The 17,533-nt window shown below is 70.8% G+C and carries 20 protein-coding genes; 11 read left to right on the top strand and 9 right to left on the bottom strand.

The genetic code is table 11. The features are described from left to right. Positions 1 to 3: 3 nt before the first annotated feature. Positions 4 to 1,071, bottom strand: a complete 1,068-nt coding sequence (locus LT971_RS16550; RefSeq protein ID WP_336885804.1) for an NTP transferase domain-containing protein — start codon at positions 1,069 to 1,071, stop codon at positions 4 to 6. A 356-nt stretch (positions 1,072 to 1,427) separates the two neighbouring features. On the opposite strand from LT971_RS16550, the gene glmS reads away from it, so the two are divergent. From glmS to LT971_RS14685, 3 genes are all read left to right on the top strand, one after another. Further along, positions 1,428 to 3,263, top strand: a complete 1,836-nt coding sequence (gene glmS, locus LT971_RS14675; protein ID WP_237007695.1) for a glutamine--fructose-6-phosphate transaminase (isomerizing) — start codon at positions 1,428 to 1,430, stop codon at positions 3,261 to 3,263. A gap of 121 nt (positions 3,264 to 3,384) precedes the next feature. Further along, positions 3,385 to 3,900 carry a DUF7344 domain-containing protein gene (locus tag LT971_RS14680; protein WP_237007696.1) on the top strand — a complete coding sequence of 172 codons (516 nt, stop codon included), beginning with the start codon at positions 3,385 to 3,387 and terminating at the stop codon, positions 3,898 to 3,900. Positions 3,901 to 3,925: 25 nt separating this feature from the next. Next, complete coding sequence (locus tag LT971_RS14685) at positions 3,926 to 4,204, top strand: ArsR family transcriptional regulator (RefSeq protein ID WP_237007697.1); 279 nt, start codon at positions 3,926 to 3,928, stop codon at positions 4,202 to 4,204. Between the two features lie 135 nt (positions 4,205 to 4,339). On the opposite strand, the gene LT971_RS14690 is transcribed toward LT971_RS14685, so the two are convergent. Then, a complete protein-coding gene (locus tag LT971_RS14690) occupies positions 4,340 to 4,702 on the bottom strand; it encodes a DUF5658 family protein (RefSeq protein WP_237007698.1) in 363 nt (120 codons plus the stop codon). Positions 4,703 to 5,170: 468 nt separating this feature from the next. Between LT971_RS14690 and LT971_RS16470 the strand changes: the two genes are divergently transcribed. Further along, positions 5,171 to 5,302 (top strand): hypothetical protein, encoded by a 132-nt coding sequence (locus LT971_RS16470; RefSeq protein WP_272904883.1) that lies wholly within the window; start codon positions 5,171 to 5,173, stop codon positions 5,300 to 5,302. 113 nt (positions 5,303 to 5,415) lie between these two features. Here LT971_RS16470 and LT971_RS14695 read toward each other — a convergent pair whose 3' ends face one another. Then, the gene (locus LT971_RS14695; RefSeq protein WP_237007699.1) at positions 5,416 to 5,979 is read right to left on the bottom strand and encodes a cysteine hydrolase family protein; all 564 of its coding nucleotides are present in this window, start codon (positions 5,977 to 5,979) and stop codon (positions 5,416 to 5,418) included. Then, the gene (locus tag LT971_RS14700) at positions 5,972 to 6,814 is read right to left on the bottom strand and encodes a YqcI/YcgG family protein (RefSeq protein WP_237007700.1); all 843 of its coding nucleotides are present in this window, start codon (positions 6,812 to 6,814) and stop codon (positions 5,972 to 5,974) included. The genes LT971_RS14695 and LT971_RS14700 overlap by 8 nt, the downstream gene beginning before the upstream one ends. Positions 6,815 to 6,939: 125 nt before the next feature. On the opposite strand from LT971_RS14700, the gene LT971_RS14705 reads away from it, so the two are divergent. The 3 genes from LT971_RS14705 to LT971_RS14715 all read left to right on the top strand — a co-directional run bounded on the left by LT971_RS14705 (position 6,940) and on the right by LT971_RS14715 (position 10,126). Beyond that, a complete protein-coding gene (locus tag LT971_RS14705) occupies positions 6,940 to 7,698 on the top strand; it encodes a DUF547 domain-containing protein (protein WP_237007701.1) in 759 nt (252 codons plus the stop codon). Beyond that, entirely contained in the window at positions 7,695 to 8,609 is a 915-nt protein-coding gene (locus tag LT971_RS14710) for a prenyltransferase (protein WP_237007702.1), read from the top strand. Before LT971_RS14705 ends, LT971_RS14710 begins: the two co-directional genes overlap by 4 nt. Before the next feature lie 89 nt (positions 8,610 to 8,698). After that, entirely contained in the window at positions 8,699 to 10,126 is a 1,428-nt protein-coding gene (locus LT971_RS14715; RefSeq protein WP_237007703.1) for an FAD-dependent oxidoreductase, read from the top strand. A 31-nt stretch (positions 10,127 to 10,157) separates the two neighbouring features. Here the strand turns inward: LT971_RS14715 and LT971_RS14720 are convergent, their stop codons facing one another. The 4 genes from LT971_RS14720 to LT971_RS14735 form a co-directional block, all read right to left on the bottom strand. Then, positions 10,158 to 10,655, bottom strand: a complete 498-nt coding sequence (locus LT971_RS14720) for a peroxiredoxin family protein (protein ID WP_237007704.1) — start codon at positions 10,653 to 10,655, stop codon at positions 10,158 to 10,160. Between the two features lie 56 nt (positions 10,656 to 10,711). Next, positions 10,712 to 11,338, bottom strand: a complete 627-nt coding sequence (locus LT971_RS14725) for a DUF6517 family protein (protein WP_237007705.1) — start codon at positions 11,336 to 11,338, stop codon at positions 10,712 to 10,714. A 75-nt stretch (positions 11,339 to 11,413) separates the two neighbouring features. Further along, positions 11,414 to 12,901, bottom strand: a complete 1,488-nt coding sequence (cysS, locus tag LT971_RS14730; protein ID WP_237007706.1) for a cysteine--tRNA ligase — start codon at positions 12,899 to 12,901, stop codon at positions 11,414 to 11,416. Positions 12,902 to 12,948: 47 nt separating this feature from the next. Further along, a complete protein-coding gene (locus LT971_RS14735) occupies positions 12,949 to 13,458 on the bottom strand; it encodes a DUF7523 family protein (protein ID WP_237007707.1) in 510 nt (169 codons plus the stop codon). Between the two features lie 87 nt (positions 13,459 to 13,545). Here LT971_RS14735 and LT971_RS14740 point away from each other — a divergent pair, with 87 nt between their 5' ends. Both LT971_RS14740 and LT971_RS14745 read left to right on the top strand, forming a co-directional pair. After that, the gene (locus tag LT971_RS14740; RefSeq protein WP_425293286.1) at positions 13,546 to 13,890 is read left to right on the top strand and encodes an ArsR/SmtB family transcription factor; all 345 of its coding nucleotides are present in this window, start codon (positions 13,546 to 13,548) and stop codon (positions 13,888 to 13,890) included. Next, positions 13,887 to 14,183, top strand: a complete 297-nt coding sequence (locus LT971_RS14745; RefSeq protein ID WP_237007708.1) for a DUF7521 family protein — start codon at positions 13,887 to 13,889, stop codon at positions 14,181 to 14,183. Before LT971_RS14740 ends, LT971_RS14745 begins: the two co-directional genes overlap by 4 nt. A gap of 26 nt (positions 14,184 to 14,209) precedes the next feature. On the opposite strand, the gene LT971_RS14750 is transcribed toward LT971_RS14745, so the two are convergent. Continuing rightward, a complete protein-coding gene (locus tag LT971_RS14750; protein ID WP_237007709.1) occupies positions 14,210 to 15,424 on the bottom strand; it encodes a LolA family protein in 1,215 nt (404 codons plus the stop codon). A 117-nt stretch (positions 15,425 to 15,541) separates the two neighbouring features. Between LT971_RS14750 and LT971_RS14755 the strand changes: the two genes are divergently transcribed. Both LT971_RS14755 and LT971_RS14760 read left to right on the top strand, forming a co-directional pair. Further along, the gene (locus LT971_RS14755) at positions 15,542 to 16,420 is read left to right on the top strand and encodes a CbiX/SirB N-terminal domain-containing protein (RefSeq protein WP_237007710.1); all 879 of its coding nucleotides are present in this window, start codon (positions 15,542 to 15,544) and stop codon (positions 16,418 to 16,420) included. Next, positions 16,421 to 17,509 carry a DR2241 family protein gene (locus tag LT971_RS14760; protein WP_237007711.1) on the top strand — a complete coding sequence of 363 codons (1,089 nt, stop codon included), beginning with the start codon at positions 16,421 to 16,423 and terminating at the stop codon, positions 17,507 to 17,509. Positions 17,510 to 17,533: the final 24 nt, after the last annotated feature.

A 17,533-nucleotide genomic window follows, 5' to 3' on the forward strand; every position in this document is an offset into this window, starting at 1 on the left:
CGCTCACTCCCTCCGCGGCGCCCGGTCTCTGGTCACGACTTCGCCGGGATTCGTGGTCGCCCCCGGGCCGACCGTCACCCCGACGTTCAGTCTCGTCCCGATGCCGAGTTTCGCGTCGCTCCCGACCACCGCGCCGAACTTCCGGCGTCCCGTCGACACGCGGTCGCCGTCGTGTGCCACCTCGACGGCGTCCCCGTCGTGCCGGAGGTTCGCGACGATGGTGCCCGCGCCGAGATTCGCGTCCGGGCCCACGACGCTGTCGCCCACGTAGGAGAGGTGTGGGACCTGTGCCCCCGCCATCACCACACTGTTCTTGATCTCGACGCTGTGGCCGACGTGGGCGTTCCGGCCGAGGAACGTCCGCCCCCTGACGTACGCGTTCGGGCCGACAGTCGCCCCCCGCCCGACGTACGCGGGCCCCTCCAGGACGACGCCGGCGTCGACGCTCGCTGTCGGCTCGACCACCACCGCCCCGCGACACTCGGCGTCCGGGTGGACGTCGCCGGCCAGCGTCCGCTCGACGTGCGCCAGATACGCCTCGTTGGCGGCGAGCAGCTCCCAGGGCCGCCGCGCGTCGAGCGCGGCCGACCACGCCACGCGGGCGTCTTCTGGGGCCGTCTTCGCCACCCGGTCGAGCCCTCCGTCCGACGACACCTCGTCGAATGCGGCGGGCGGCGCGGCGAAGGCCGCCGGCGCCGTCCCCGTGCCACCGTCTGCTGCCGCTGCTGTCTCCGCCCCGGTCGGCGCCGGGGCCGGTCGCAACTGTCCGAGCGTCGTCGAGGGGACGAGCGCCGCCGCGTCGACCACCACCACGCGGTCGTGGTCGGCTGCACGCTCGCGAACTGCACCTGCATCACTCGTCTCGTCTGCCACCGGCGCGTCCGAACGGGCGGCCCAGTCGGACACGTGGCGGTCGTCCGACACGACCAACACCTCGTCTCCCCCCGCACGGGCCAGCGCCGACGCCGCCCGCTCGATTACGGGCGCACCTGCAACTGGGCACAGCGCCGCCAGCGTCGACGGCGCGAACGAGGGACCTGTGTTTCGCGGCGTTCGCAACACACCCAGCATCTCGTCTGACAAAGGTCAGACTACCCACTTAGTTATCCGTCGGTTAGCGTGTGGTAATGTCTGACAAACGGGGTCTTCGGGGTTTAGAGTTCGCGGTGCTCGAACGCTCTCGAACCGGATTCTCGGAAGTAGCCCGCAGCCAACCCGACGCAACTGCCGAATAACAATGCCCGGAAGCTGCGATTCATGCATGTTGTCCGACACGCGAACGCGCCCGACCCTACTACCATGACCTGGAAGACACCGAACCCCCGTGCGACGACGCCCCGGCCGCTGACTGACGCCCTCGATCCCGGGCGTGACCACGGCGACGAGTCGCGGCTGCACGTGCCGGCCCACCGTCAGGGAGGCACAGCATGTGTGGAATAACGGCGTGTGTCACCGCAGCCGCCGACCGCGGTGACGACGGCGACGTCGTCGACGTCCTGCTCGGCGGGCTCCGGAACCTCGAGTACCGCGGCTACGACTCCGCGGGCGTCGCCACGACTGCGGGCGACGGGGTGACGGTGGTCAAACGCGAGGGCGGCATCGACGAGCTCGCGGAGGCCGTCGGCGTCGTGGAACCGACCGGGCGGGCTGGCGTCGGACACACCCGCTGGAGCACGCACGGCGCGCCGACGGACGCGAACGCCCACCCCCACACGGACTGCGCGAACCGGGTGGCGGTCGTCCACAACGGCATCATCGAGAACTACCAGTCGCTGCGCGAGGAACTGGCGGCCGACGGCCACTCGTTCACCAGCGAGACGGACACCGAAGTCGTCCCGCACCTCGTCGCGGAGGCGCTCGCGGACGGCGCGACCCCCGACGGCGCGCTCCGCGCCGCCGCCGACCGCCTCGAGGGCAGCTTCGCGCTGGCGATGGTCGTCCGCGGCCACGACGCCGTCTACGCCGCCAGACAGGGGTCGCCGCTCGTCGTCGGTGTCGCCGACGGCCGGCGCTTCCTCGCCAGCGACGTGCCGTCGTTCCTCCAGCACACCCGCGACGTGGTGTACCTGGAGGACGGCGACGTCGTGCGCGCCACCGGTGACGGCCACGAGGTGACTGACCGCTCCGGCCGGCCGGTCGACCGGCCGGTCGAGTCGGTGGACTGGCAGGCCGAGGACGCCGAACGCGACGGCTTCGACCACTACATGCTCAAGGAGATCCACGAGCAGCCCGCCGCCCTCGAGCGCGCCGTCAACGGCCGCGTGAGCGCCGACGGCGACGTCCACCTCGAGGACTTCCCGCCGGGGTCGTTCGCGGACGTCTCAGACGTCCAGTTCGTCGCCTGCGGGACGTCGTACCACGCGTCGCTGTACGCCCGTCAGCTGCTCGCGGAGCGCGGCGTGCCGGCGCAGGTGTTCAGCGCCGGCGAGTACGCGACGACGCCGGCGCCGGTCGACGAGGACACGCTCGTGGTCGCCGTCACGCAGAGCGGCGAGACGGCCGACACTCTGCAGTCGGTGCGGCGGGCGGCTGCCGACGGCGCACGGACGCTGGCGGTGACGAACGTCGTCGGATCGACGGCCGCACGCGAGTGCGACGACGCCCTGTTCATACGTGCCGGCCCCGAGATCGGGGTGGCGGCGACGAAGACGTTCTCCTCGCAGGTCGCGGCGCTCTCGCTGCTCGTCGAACGCCTCACCGGCGACGTCACCGGGACGGCCGGCGAGCACCGCGACGACCTGCTCAGGGCGCTCGACCGACTGCCGAGTGACGTCCAGCAGATTCTCGACCAGTCGGGGCCCGCCGGGCTCGCCGACCGCTTCCGGGACCGCGAAGGGCACTTCTTCATCGGGCGCGGGGTCGGCTTCCCGGTCGCACTCGAGGGCGCGCTGAAGTTCAAGGAGATCACCTACGAGCACGCCGAGGGGTTCGCAGCCGGCGAACTCAAGCACGGCCCGCTCGCGCTCGTCACCCCGGACACGCCAGTGTTCGCGGTGTTCACCGGCCGCCACGACGAGAAGACGCTACACAACGTCGAGGAAGTCCAGTCGCGGGGCGCCGAGGTCGTCGGCATCGCCAGCGAGGCGAGCGCCGACGTCGCCGCGACCGTCGACGAGTTCCTCCCGATACCGGACACACACCCGGCGGCGGCGGGCGTGCTCGCGAACGTCCAGCTCCAGTTGGTGTCGTACCACGTCGCGGACCTCCTCGGCCGCTCCATAGACAAACCCCGGAACCTCGCCAAGAGCGTGACAGTAGAGTGACACGACCAGAACCGCCAGCGACGCCGCGACCCCGCCGGCCGCAGGCCGACGGGACGGAGCCGGGACGGTACCCGGGAGTACAGCGGCCGCGTCACTGCCCGCCGACCCGCCGACTCCACCGATGTCCAGACAAGACCAAGATTCGCTGACTCAGGGCGAGGTCTACGACCTCCTGAGTAACGCTCGCCGGCGGTTCGTCATCTCGTACCTGCGGGACCGCGACGAGCCAGTGGAGTTGAACCAGCTCTCCCGGGAGGTCGCTGCCTGGGAGAACGAGACCGACGTAGAGAACCTCACCGACCAGCAGATCAAGCGCGTGTACGTCTCCCTCTACCAGACGCACGTCCCGAAGCTCAGCGAGTCCGGGCTCCTCGAGTACGACCAGGACTCGGGGGAGGTGGCGCTCACGTCGAACGTCGCCGTCCTCGACACCTACCTGCCGGACAGCGACGAGGAGGCGGTCCCGTGGCAGCTGGTGTACGCCGGCATCGCCGTCGTCGGGCTGGCCGCGTACGGCGCCGTGTCGGTGTTCCCGGCGGCGCTGTCCTGGGTGTCGGTGACGTGGCTCGGCGGCGTGCTGATGGCGGCGTTCGGCGCCGTGGCAGTCGCCCACTACGTCTACGGAGGTCGATCGTGATGCACGCGGCAACGGGGTGGTTCGCGTGAGCCCCGACTGGGACGTGGTCGGCTACGTCATCAGCTCCGACCACCGGACGAAGGTGCTCGGCCGGCTCGCAGAGGGGCCGGCGACGCCCACACAGATCGCGACGGACGTCGACCTCTCGGTGACGCACGTCTCCCGTGCGCTGAGTTCGCTGCGGGAGCGCGACCTCGTCGAGTTACTCGTCCCGGAAGACCGCCGGAAGGGGCGGGTGTACGGCATCACCGAGCAGGGGGCGTCTGCGTGGGAGACTATCCAGACAAAAGACCTCTCGAAGTGACCCGAAAAAGAACGGGGATGGGGGAGAACGGTGGGTCCGGTCGGGGGCGGACGGGGGAGCGTTCCGGGGGAGAGCGGAACGGGAGCCTCCCCGAGCGTACTGTTGTCGCGTCGGCCTATTGTTAGTCGGGCGTTGTCACACCCCGGCGAGCACGGCGGCGTTCCGGGTGCTGACGGCGACGTGGACCGCCGACGGCAGCCCGTAGCCGACGAGCCGGACCGCGAACTGTGACTGCGGCGGCGCGTCGTCGTACAGCGACACGACGGCGACCGCCGTCTCGGTGACGAGCGCGACTGCACAGACGACGGTCAGGCTGACGGCGGCGAGCGCGGGGAGCGTCCCGTGGGCGGCGACGGCGCTGGCGACCACCGGGTTCGCCTCGCGGACCCCGGCGACGACCTCGAGCCCGAGGTAGGTGGTGGCGGCGTCGGCGAGCTTGGTGGCGGCCAGCACCGCGACGAAGGGCCAGGCCGCCCGCGTCGCACCGGCGATAGACACGTCCGGACAGCGGTGCCGGCGAGCGTTTGTTATGGAGTCGACCAGACCGCGTGCAGTCGGGAAGTCGCGGTATAACGAAAGTCACTGCGTGCGTCGGGTCGTTCGTAATGCGCTCCAAACTCGCAGCGATGTCGGCGCTCGCCGCCGTCGCACTCGTCACTGCACTGCTCGTCGAACGCCGCACGCGACCCACGCTCGCCGACGAACACGGCGACTGACCGCACCCCAGATAACGACACTTTTTCTAGTTCACTGGTAGATTCCCCCGTCTGTCGGTCCATGCACCACTTTCAGCGGCCCGTAACCGATCCTTACGCGGCGGCACCGCTTCGCCGTCCGTGTGCTTCTGGTGGCTCGTCGACCGACGACCGGTCTCCGGTCGGCTCGCCGACGAAACACATTTATAACTGCCTCTAGCCCGGATTATTCGAATTATTACTTTACCCGCGGTGTGGTTAGTAGGGTGTGATGTCTCACCGCATCACCGAGTCGGAGCGGCGGCGGATGGAGGAGTTCGCCAGCACCCCGAAGTACCGCCGGGGCCCCGACCTCCTCGAGCCCGGCCCGACCGAGGACGACGACCAGCAGAGCAGTCAGTAACGTTACGAAAACACCGCCCAGCCCGAGCCTGTCACTGGCGGCGACGCCGGGCCGCCACACTCACACCGTCCTACTCTCCATCGGGTTCCCGTAAGCCGCTCGTTCTCGCCGCGTCACGCCCGACCGAGTACGTCCGCCGTCGTCGCGACCGTAGCGAACTCGCCGTCGAGGTGCGCCAGCGCCGTCCGGTGGACCTCGTCGGCGGGTAGCACCTCGCCGTCGAACGTCCGGTCGTGGGTGGCCGTCGCGTCTCGCACGAGCGTCACGTCGAAGCCCCGGTTCTCGGCCATCCGGACCGTCGTCGACACGCAGTGGTCGGTCGTCAGCCCACAGACCACCACGGAGTCGACCCCCCGTCGGTCCAGCCACGCCTCGAGGTCGGTGTCGACGAACGCGCCGTTGACGGACTTCACGAACTCGCCTTCGCCCTCGCGGGGCGCCAGCTCGTCGAGATACGCGAATCCGGGCTCGCCGCGTCGGAGCGGCGACTCCGGCTCCCTCGAGTCGTGGCGCACGTGTGCGACGGCCCCATCGCGCTCCCGCCACGCGGCCAGCAGCTCTCGGGCGCGAGCCTCCGCCTCGGGGTTGTTCCGGTCGCCCCACGACGGGTCGTCGAACCCCCGCTGGAAGTCCACGAGCACGAGCGCCGCGTCGGGGGCGGTGGCGCCGTCAGTCATCGCTGTCGGCCGGGGAGGTGGCTCGATTGCCGACCACCGGGTCGACGCCGGCCGTCGCTTTCGGGTGGTCGCGCGTGAACGTCACCGGACACTCGTCGGGTGCCTGCGACTCGTCCTCCCGGAAGAGATACTGGACCCACTCGCGGTCGCCCTCGACGCCCCAGTCGCCGAGGTCGGCGTGCGGACACTGGCCGTCGTAGTCCTCGATGCGGTCCTGGATGACCTCGCGGGCGTGCTGGCCGGCCTCGGTGTCGGCGGTGATACCCTCGAACAGCGCGCGCGGCTGGAAGGTGACCTCGAGCCCGACTGGGCAGTGCCGCGAGTACCGGTCGTGCTCGTCGTAGAACGGCGCGCGACACGTCGGGAACAGCGCCTCGCCGCCGAAGCAGAACTCCCACTCGGGGTGGTCGGTCTCGGTCGGGATATCCTCGGGCCACGGCTCCGGGTCGTGGACGTGCAGGACGTTCAGGACGTGCCACAGCGCTTCGTGGTAGTCGGCCTCCGAGAACGATTCGCCGGTGGGCTTCCAGAACGTCACGAACGACGCCCGGCCGTCTCGCTCCCGGTAAACGTCGAGGTACTCCAGCAAGGCGTCACGCAGGCCGAGCAGCGCGTCCGGGTCGGTCAGCGAGGGGACCACCGTGTACAGCGGCTCGCCGTTCCTGACCGACTCGGTACCGAAGTGACACGGAAACGGCGTCCCGTCCCGCTCGCCCGTGACGCCGTCGGAGAAGCTCTCCCAGTGCCGACGCACCCACTCGGGGTACTCGCCGGCCGCCACCCGGTCGGCAAGGGTCGGCTGGTCGACGACCGCCTGCAGGGCCCGCTCGTTCATACCTCACTCTTGCGAATGTGTTCGGATTGAGTGTTGCGGTCGCTTCCACGCACGGCGCCGTCGAAGCATCCCCGAAACCCCCTCTCGCCCGAACCTTCGAGAGGCTCGCGTCCGTATAGGTGGTCGTGTCACCGACAGAGCCGGCGTCGTCGCCGGTCGCCTGCTCCCGCGAGTACGTCCTCGCTACAAGGCACGGCGAGGCGACCGAGCAGTTCCGCGCGGCACTCGCGGCGCTCGACGGCGACCGACTCGCTGCGCTCGACCGGGAGGCGACCACTGCCTTCTGGCTGAACACCTACAACGCCGCCGTGCAGGACGACCTCCAGCGGGACCCCGACATCTTCGCGGACAAGCGCCGGCTGTTCGGCGAACCCCGGCTGACGGTCGCCGGCCACGACCTGAGCCTCGACGACGTCGAACACGGCATCCTCCGCGGGTCGAAGTCGAAGTACGGCCTGGGCTACCTGCCGCGGCTCCGGGCCGACGGCTTCCAGCGCCGCCACAGGCTTCCCGACGCCGACCCCCGGATTCACTTCGCGCTGAACTGCGCGGCCGCCTCCTGTCCGCCGATAGCGGCCTACACCGCCGACGGCGTCGACGAGGAACTGGACCGCAGCACGGCCTCGTTCCTCCACAGCGACTGCGAGTACGACGACCGCGGCCGGCTGGCCGTCTCCCGGCTGTTCCTCTACCACCGCGGGGACTTCGGCGGCCGGTCGGGCATCTACGCGTTCCTCCGCGAGCACGGCGTCCTCGATGACGGGGAGCGCCCGCGCGTCACGTACCAGTCCTACGACTGGTCGCGCAAGCTCGGGTACTTCACCGACCACGAGGCTTCGGCGGCGGCGACGGACGCGGAAGAGACGGAGGACCCTGAGCCGTGAGCGAGACGAACCCGGCCTGGCCGGCAGCCGACGCCCGCACCGTCGCATGGGTGCTCTGGAAGACGGCGCGGCCGCCACAGGTGCTGCTCATCGGACTCGTCTACGCCATGGGCGCGAGCCTCGCGTTCGCGGAGACTGGCCGACTCCCCGTCGGGGCGCACGCCGCCGGACTGGCAGCGATGGCGCTGGTCGCCGCGAGCGTCCACTACGCCAACGAGTACGCCGACGCCGAGACCGACCGGCTGACCGAGCGGACGCCGTTCTCCGGCGGGAGCGGCGCACTGGTACAGACTGGAGTCTCCCGGCAGGTCGTGCTGGCGGCCGGCGTCGTCGCACTCGCTGGTGCCGTCGGCGTCGTCACCGCGACGGCCGGTGTGGCGCTCCCGTGGCTGTCTGTCTGGCTGCTCGCAGCCGTCGCAGTGCTGGGCTGGCAGTACTCTGTGGGGCCGCTGGCGTTCGCGTGGCGCGGCCTCGGCGAACTCGTCAACGCGCTGCTCGGCGGCCTGCTGTTGCCGCTGTACGCCGTCTCCGTGGCGACCGGGCGCGTCACGCTCGCGGCGGTCGCCGCCTGCCTGCCGTTCGCCGTGGTGGTGTTTTTGAACCTCCTCGACACCACGTGGCCCGACCGGCGGGCCGACGCCGCCGTGGGCAAGCGCACGCTGGCGACGCGCTGGTCGACCGGCCGACTGCGCGGGACGTACTGGTCGGGGGTCGTCGCCTTCGCCGCGACGACCGTCGCCCTCGCGGACGCCCTGCCGTCGGCCGTCTGGGTGGCGACCGCTGCTGTCCTGCCGGCGCTGGCGTTCGCGGGCGGCCGGTACACCACCGACCGGTCGCCGGCGCCGACGGTGGTGGCGATGGTCGCACTCGCAGTCGCTCAGACGGCGGCGTGGCTGGCTGTCGCCACCTGACTGCCGTCCCTGCGAGTGCACGCCTGTCCGGGGCCGGTTACCCTGCGGTGACTCCAACAGTTACGTCCCCACGCGTCGCACGTTCACGCATGACGGATCCATTCGTGGTCGTCGGCGGCGACGCCGCCGGACTGAGCGCGGCCAGCAAGTGTCGACGGGAGGACCCGGACCGCGAGGTCGTCGTCTTCGAGCAGGGCGACTGGGTGTCGTACGCCCAGTGCGGGATGCCGTACTTCGTCAAAGGCGAGGTCGACGACATCACCGACCTGCTGTCGCTGTCGCCGGAGGCGGCCGCCGAGCGCGGCATCGACCTGCGGCGGCGACACGAGGTCACGCGCGTCGACCCCGACGAGAAGACGGTCACCGTCCGGAACGAGAGCGGCACGTTCGAACAGCCGTACGCTGACCTGCTGGTGGCCTCGGGGGCTCGCGCGCTGTCGACGCCGATTCCGGGGACGGAGCTGTCGGGCGCGTTCACGCTCCATCACATGGACGACACCGCCGCGCTCCGGGCGTTCCTGGTCGACGACGCCGAGGCCGAGTCGATTGCGAGCGTCGAGTACGTGGACGGCGAGTACGTCCGCGAGTACGGCGCCCGCGACCCGCCGGAGACGGCGGCCATCGTCGGCGGCGGCTACGTCGGCGTCGAGATGGCGGAGGCGTTCGCGGCCCACGACCTCGACGTCCACCTCTTCCAGCGACCCGACCAGCTGTTGCCCCCGTTCGGCGAGGCGGCCGGTGAGCGCGCCGCCGAGACGCTGCGCGAGCACGGTGTCACCGTCCACCTTCAGACCGAGGTCGAGGCGCTCGTCGGTGACGACCGCGACCACCTGATGGCGGTCGAACACGACGACGGCCGGCTGCAGGCGGACGTCGCCGTCGTCGGGGTCGGGGTTCGGCCGAACACCGAGTTTCTCGCCGGGTCGGACGTCGACCTCGGGCCGAGCGGCGCGGTGGCAGTCGACGAGTTCGGCCAGACGAACCGCGAGGCCGTGTTCGCCGCCGGCGACTGCGCCGAGATGCGCCACGCCGTCACGGGCGAGGCCGACTGGGTGCCGCTCGGGCTCACGGCGAACCGGGCGGGCCGCGCCATCGGGCAGACCGTCGCCGGCGACCGCGAGCCCGTCGGCGACATCGCCGGGACGGCGGCGGTGAAAGCCTTCGAACTGGAGTGTGGGCGGACCGGCATCCTCGACCACGACCGCGCGTGGGACGCCGGCTTCGACCCGGTGTCCGAGACCGTCACCGCCGGCTCCCGGTCGGGGTACTATCCGGGGAACGCCGAGACGACGGTGACGCTGACCGCCGATAGCCAGAGTGGTCGGCTGCTCGGCGGCGCCATCGCCGGCGAGGACCGCGCGGCGATCCGAATCGACACGGTCGCCACGGCCATCGAGCACGAAGCGACCGTCGCCGAGATCGAACGCCTCGACCTGGCGTACGCGCCGCCGTTCAGCCCCGTCTGGGACCCCGTGCTCGTCGCCGCGAAAGTCCTGCGGGGCACCCTCGAGGACTGAGAACGGGCGCGCAGTTCGGTGGCGACGGCTGCTACGAGCGGGCGTCGAGCTCGGCGAGCAGGTCGTCGACGCTCGGCCGGTCGGTCGGCGACGACCCGCGGTGCTCGTAGGCGACGGTCGGCTCGTCGCCCCGCACGTCGAGAACCACGGTTTCGGGCATCCGGCCGACGAGGTCGTGGAGGCTCCCGAGCACGCCGAAGCGCGTCGGCTGGTCGTAGTCGTCGCCGACGGCCTTCGACTCGTCTGCCAGCAGCGCGAACGGCAGTCCGTAGCTGTCCTGCCAGGACTCGGCGCGCTCCCGGGGCTCGGGGAGGACGGACGCCACCTCGGCGCCCCGGGAGACGAACTCCTCGTACCGTTCGGCGACGTGCTGGACCTGCTCCCGGCAGTTCCCGCAGTGGTAGTCGCGCTGGAACAGGAGCACGAGAAACGCGAGGTCGTCGTCTGCTGCCCGGTCGGCGAGCCGGTAGGGGTCGGGGCCGGCGCCGGCGTTCGGCAACTCGAAGTCGGGCGCGGGCGTGGAAGCCATACACAGCCGTGGGGGCGCCAGCCGCCTGAAGCTTCGGGAGCGCCCGCGACTCGCCGCTAGTGCTCGAGGCCCGCGAGCAGGTCGTCGACGGTCTCCTGCTCGCCGTCCAGCGCCTGCGGGTAGATGGCGACGGCCACCACGAAGTCGCCGTCGTGTTTCACTTTGGTGACGTGGACGTAGACGTCGACGGTCGACCCGCCGATGGACGCCTCGCCGTCGAACTTCGTGACGTTCGTCGACTCGCCGAGCGTCGACACGCTCCGCGTGCCGACCTCGTCGCCGACCGTCAGGCCGCTGTACTGCTGCTGGGCGAGCGCCACCAGCTCCCGGTCGCTGTAGTCCTCGATGGGGTTGAACGACTGCCCGAGCACGCTCACCTCGGGGCTGGCGAACGCCCCGAAGACGGCCGCGCGCTGACTGCCGACCACCGGCACGTCGACGCTGCGCTCGTACATCGCGATCTGGTTCGTCACGGTGACGTTGCGGGACTGACCGGCGGCCTCGAACTCCCGGGTCACCTCCTGCTCGGAGACGTTGGCCTCCTCGTAGTCGGAGTCGTCGAGCGTGGCGTCGCCGACGGTCGCGGGCGACGCCGAAAAGGAGACGTCGCCGGTCAGCGCGCCGCAGCCGGCGAGCGCGACCAGGGCCGCCAGCGCGACTGCCGTCGCCGTTGTGCGTTGCATACGCCACCGGAGCCGTCCGCCGAGAATAACCCTTGTGGCCCGCCTGCGGCGGCGCGTCGCCCAGAAGGGGGCCGTCTACAGCCGGAACGTGGCGCCGTCGTCGGTGTCCTCGACGGTGACGCCGAGCGCCTCCAGCCGGTCGCGGAGGTCGTCCGCGCGCTCGTAGTTGCCGGCCTCGCGTTCCTCCTCGCGGACGTCCAGCACGAGGTCGACGACGTCCTCGGCGATGGAGACGTCGCCGCCGACCTCGCTGTCGCCCTCGAACTGGAAGCCCAGAACGCCGCCGCCGAGGGCCTCGAACGCCTCGATGGCGTCGACGAGCGCCCGGTAGTCGTAGGCGTCGTGGGCGTCGACGTGGCGGTTCACGGCCGTCGCCACCTCCAGCAGCGCGGAGACGGCGCCCCGCGTGTTGAAGTCGTCCTCCATGGCGGCCGCGAAGTCCTCGCGGGCGTCAGCGACGGCGGCGCGCAGGTCTCCGTCCTCGACTTTCGCGTACGCCTCGACGTCGTCGGCGGCGTCGACGGCACGTTCGTAGGCGCGCTCGAGGCGCTCCCAGCGCTCCTCGGCCTCGCCGACGGTCGCCTCCGAGTACGTCTGGCGCTGCGTGTACGACGTCGACACCAGCAGCATGCGGACGACGTTCGCACCGAGCTCCTCGACGGCGTCGCCCACCGTGAAGAAGTTCCCGAGGCTGGAGGACATCTTCTCCCCGCCGGTCTCCAGCAGCCGGACGTGCATCCAGTAGTCCGCGAACCGCTCGCCCGAGGCCGCCTCGCTCTGTGCGACCTCGTTCTCGTGGTGGGGGAAGACGAGGTCCTGCCCGCCGATGTGGACGTCGATGTGCTCGTCGAGGTGCGTCGTCGCCATCGCGGAGCACTCGATGTGCCAGCCCGGCCGGCCCTCGCCCCACGGCGACGCCCACGTCTGGCCGCACTCGTGCTCGAGCGGCGGTAGGTCCTCGTCACGGTGTTCGTTGGCGTCTGCGGGGCTGACGCCGCCGGCCTTCCAGAGCGCGAAGTCGGCGGGGTGGCGTTTCTCCGCCTGCTCGCCGTCGGGGCCCTGCGCGTCCAGCTCCTCGACGTCCTGCCCGGAGAGCTTCCCGTAGTCCTCGAAGCTCGTCACGTCGAAGTACACCGAGCCGTTCGACTCGTAGGCGTACCCCGCCTCGATCAGGTCCTCGACGAGGTCGATGATCTCGGGGACGTGCTCGGAGACCCGGGGGTAGACGTCCGCCCGTTCGAGGTTCAGCGCGCGCATGTCGTCGATGACCGACTGCGTGTAGTGGGCCGCCACCTCGGCCTCCGTGTCGCCGAGGTCGTCCTCCCCGACGCGCGCAACGATCTTCTCGTTGACGTCGGTGAAGTTCTGCACGTGTCGCACGCCGTAGCCAGCGTGCGAGAGCCACCGCGCCACCACGTCCGACTGCACCCAGAGGCGAGCGTGCCCGAGGTGGGCGTCGTCGGAGACCGTCAGGCCACACGTGTACACGAGCACGTTCTCGGGGTCGCGTGGCTCGAAGGACTCTCGCTCGCCGGAGAGGGTGTTCGACACGTACTGCGTCATGCCGGGAGAGTACGACGGCCAGCGTTTCAAGGCGTCGGAATCGTCACCTACTGCGACCGGTCGGGCACCGACGCCAGCGCGTCCTCGACGACCCGCAGCGCGTCCGCGCCGTCCCGGCGTTCGACGACCACCGCCAGCCCGTCGGCCACGCCCGCGGCGACCGGGTCGATGTCGGCGGCGTGCAGGCGCTCCAGCGAGTGCGCCAGCGCTCGCGAATCGAGGCCCTCGCCCGCTGCGACCAGCGCCGTCAGGCTGCCGCCGTCCCGCGCGAACGACGCGTCGCCGACAGCGAGCAGCCAGTCGGCCTCGCCCGTGGCTGTGTCGCCGTCCACCTCCGAGATGCCGGACGACATCGACACGCGAGGGGTCGCATCCCGGCGCTCGAGTGCCGGGAGGTCTTCGGCGTACCGGCGGACGGCTGCCGCCACGGCGTCCTCGTCGCCGTCCACGTCGAGAAAGCGCGCCACAGCGGCGTGGTTCGCGACGCCCGCCCGCAGCGCCCGCCGCAGGAACGGGTGGTCGTCGACCGCCGCCCGCGTCTCGCCAGCCAGCGACATACGGACGGCTCGGCGCCCGACCGGCTTAACTTTCAGTATCTGCGACTCGCGGGCGGCGTTTAAATGCGGGGAGTGTGAATCGCTGCTGTGAGCGAGGACAGCGACCCGACGGCGGTGCTCTCCGTGCTCGACGACGAGCACGCGCGAGCCATCCTCGCCGCGGCAAGCAGGGAACCCATGTCCGCGAGCCAACTGAGCGAGGCCTGCGACGCGTCGACCGCGACGGTCTACCGGCGCATCGACGACCTCACCGAACTCGGCCTCCTGGAGGAGTCGATCAACGTCCGCCCGGACGGCAACCACCACAGCGTCTACCGCGCGACGCTCACGCGGTTCAGTCTCGAACTCGAGGACGGCGAGTTCACCACGGAAGTGGAGTGCGAGTCAGAGGATGTCGCCGACCGATTCACGAGAATGTGGGAGGGACTATGACCTGGTTCGCCGCCATCGTCGTCGTCTCGCTGGCGTCGACGCTCGTCGGCCTGTTCGTCGGCTACCAGGCGTACCGGGGCTTTCGCCGCCACCAGAGCACGTCCATGCAGTACCTCTCGGTGGGGCTCATCCTCCTGACGGCGGTGACGAACACGGCGGCGTTCGTCGGCACCGGGCTGTTGCGGCTCGGCGTCATCGACGCCAGCCTCCAGTCGCCGCTCACGCTGGCCGTGCGGCTGCTCCAGTTCGCGGGACTGGTCTGCATCGCGTACTCGCTGTACCGGCGGCCCTGACCGCTGCGAAGCGTCCGAGCTGCCGGTCACTCGCAGGCGACCGATGCTGCCACCCGAAGCACCGACGCCTTCTCGAGGTCTGTCGCGAGCACCGTGTACCGGACGTCCCCGCAGCGCCACTGGACCGCGGTGGCGTACTCGGTCCGCAGGAACGTCGCGCTCCGCCCGGCGACCGTGACGGACTCGCCCGCAGACAGCGGCGACGCATCCTCACTGGCCGTCGTCTCGTTGTCCGGCGCGTACTTCGAGACCGCGAGCATCGAACCCGCGCTGTCCCGCTGGCTCGCGTACTCGGTGACGACCTGCGTGTAGTTGTCGCCGTCGAGGACGCGACCGTGCTCGAACGCGTAGCCGTCGGGGACGTCGGGACGCGGCACCGACATCGGGGCGTCGTCGACGAACACGGCCCGGGAGTCGTAGGCGTCTTCCCCGACCCCCAGCGTCTCCACGGACGCGTTCGAGGGTGGTGACCACGCGAAGGTGCCCGCGTCGAGGTCGGCGTCGAACGTGACGTCCCGCAGCGCGGACTGGACGTGGTACGTCTCGTTCTCGAAGGCCGCTGTGCGAGCCGACCGCAGCGGGTAGTAGTACTCGGCGTCCAGCCACAGCGTCCGGTTCGCTGTGAGCGCGGCGTCGGTGACCGCCGACAGCCGGAAGCCGTGAGCGGTGCGGCCCGACACCGTCTCCGTCCCGAGGTACTCGACCTCGTAGCCTTCGACGGCGTCACCGACGGGGCGAGTCCTGTCTGACGCCGGAACGACCGGGAGCGGCGACACGCGGTCGGCCGTGATCGTCTCACCGTCCCGGGCGGCCTCGGCGATCCTCGCGTAGAACTCGCCCCGGTCGGCGAACTGTGCCGGGATCACTGGACGGGGGAATCTGGTGGCTTCGGCCTCGGAGGCGTCGTACACCACGACTTCGGCGCCTCGCCAGGCGACCACGTCGCCGGAGTCGGCCTCGGGGGCGACGACGCGACGGAACCGCTCGACGCCCCTCGGGTCGTCGCCGACCGCCAGCTTGACCGTCGCTCGCGTCCGGTTCGTGGTGTCGTTCGTCTCGACGGTCCGGACCTCCGTGGCGGTCAGCGAGTCCAGTGTCTGGAAGCTCGCGGCGACCTCGTCGCCGCTCGGCGGCGCCGCCGGCTCGCCGTCGCCGTCGAGTGCGAGCACCGCAGCGCACCCGCTGACGAGCAGCAGGGCGGCGGCGCAGAGTGCGATGGTCTGCCGAGAGCTGGGAGCCATCGGGTACCGTACACGTACACGTCATCCGGGTTAAAACAGGCGAAAAACTCCGGGTCTGTGGGGGCAGACGACGTCGTTCCCGAAGTCACTAAGGCCGCCCCGCCACTAGCGGTGTCCATGCAAGCGCTGGTCATCGTCGGACACGGCTCGCACCTCAACCCGGGCTCCTCGGAGCCCGCCTACGCGCACGCCGACACCATCCGCGAGTCGGGTGCGTTCGACGAGGTCCGCGAGGCGTTCTGGAAGGAGGAGCCGTCGTTCCGGAACGTCCTCCGCACGCTGGAGTCCGACGAGGTGTACGTCGTCCCGCTGTTCATCTCGGAGGGCTACTTCACCGAGCAGGTCATCCCTCGGGAGCTGCGCCTCGACGACTTCGACCCCGAGGACTGGGAGTCCGACGGCACCGACGCCGACCACGTCACCCTCGACGCCGGCGACGTCGAGAAGACGATTCACTACTGCGGGCCGGTCGGCACCCACGACTCGATGAGCGACGTCATCGTCCAGCGCGCGAAGTCCGTCACGGGCCGCGACGAGTTCGGCGACGACTTCGGCCTCGCGGTCGTCGGCCACGGCACCGAACGCAACGAGAACTCCGCGAAAGCCATCTACTACCACGCCGACCGCATCCGCGACATGGGCACCTTCGGCGAGGTGCAGGCGGTGTTCATGGACGAGGACCCCGAGGTCGACGACGTCACCGACTTCTTCGAGACCGAGGACATCGTGGTCGTGCCGCTGTTCGTCTCCGACGGCTTCCACACCCAGGAGGACATCCCCGAGGACATGGGGCTGACCGACGACTACCGCACCGGTTACGACGTCCCCAGCGAGGTCGACGGCCACCGCATCTGGTACTCGGGCGCGGTCGGCACCGAGCCGCTGGTCGCCGACGTCGTCCTCGAGCGCGCCGAGGACGCGGGCGCGCCCGTCGGCGACGCGGTCGAGGCGGTCCGGGAGCGTACGGGTGGCGCCGACGCCGCCGCGGGTGATTAGATGTCGGTCGCCGACGCGCTCGTCGACGCCGCCGACGACGGCATCGACTTCGACGGACTCACCGTAGAGCCGTACCGGGACGCCTACCGCTTCCAGACGCCCGACGAGGACGCCGTCGTCACGCTCGAGGAGCTCCGGGAACACGCCGACAGCCCGTACGCGACGAACTGGCACTACTGGGAACGCGACGTCGGCGGGCACGACACCGCCCGGCGGGCGTTCCTCCGCTGGCTGGAGGGCGGCGACGGCCTCTCCGTCCCCGAGCGCTACGATGCGCTCGAGGGCGGCCACACCCGCCACTGGGGCGAGCTCGCCGTGACCGCCGTCCTCGGCCGCGACGGCCAGCGGCGCTACGAGGTCCGCCACGAGGACGACGTCGGCGAGGACGTGGACGCCTACACCGACCCCCTCGAAGCCCGGGAGCTGGTGAAACACGACGACGACGGCCGCTACCGGCCGCTGTCGACGGCGCCGTCGCTGCCGCACGGCTGGGCGTTCGTCGACCTCGACGGCGGCGACCTCGTCGAGACGGTGGAGTACGTCTACCCGGCGACGGTCGCGAACTGGCACCGCGAACGTGCGGGCGACCTCGACGTCGACCACTGGGAGGACGCCGCCGGGCGCCAGACCGGCATCTACGGCGTCGTCTCCGAACTCCCCGACGAGGCGCTGGAGTGGGCGGCCGAGGCCTGCTGTGTCGACTCCCAGTGTCTGAAACGCCGGGAGTGGGACCGCAACGGCGACGAGGAGCTGGACGTCCCCCGCGGCGACGGCGAGTTCCCGTGCCGGGAGCCCTGCTCGCTGCTCGTCGCCGCCGCCCGCAAGTTCACGACGCTCGAACGCGAGGAGACCCGCGAGTACACCTTCGAGCTGACGCCCGAGGAGAAAGAACAGGTCGAGGACATCGTCGACGCCGTCGCCGACGGCCGCACCGACGAAATCCGGGAGGCCGACGTCTACGAGGGCGCGAACCGCTACCGCGCCCGGTTCCTGCGCGCCAAGCGCATGGACGACCACGGCAACCTCTCGGGCACCCCGACCTACCCCGAGGACCACGACGAGGACGAAGCTGACGACGACCACCACTGAGGCAGTCGCTGTCGCAGGTCTTCT

This window comes from Halobacterium rubrum (assembly GCF_021729015.1).
Lineage (GTDB): Archaea > Halobacteriota > Halobacteria > Halobacteriales > Halobacteriaceae > Halobacterium > Halobacterium rubrum.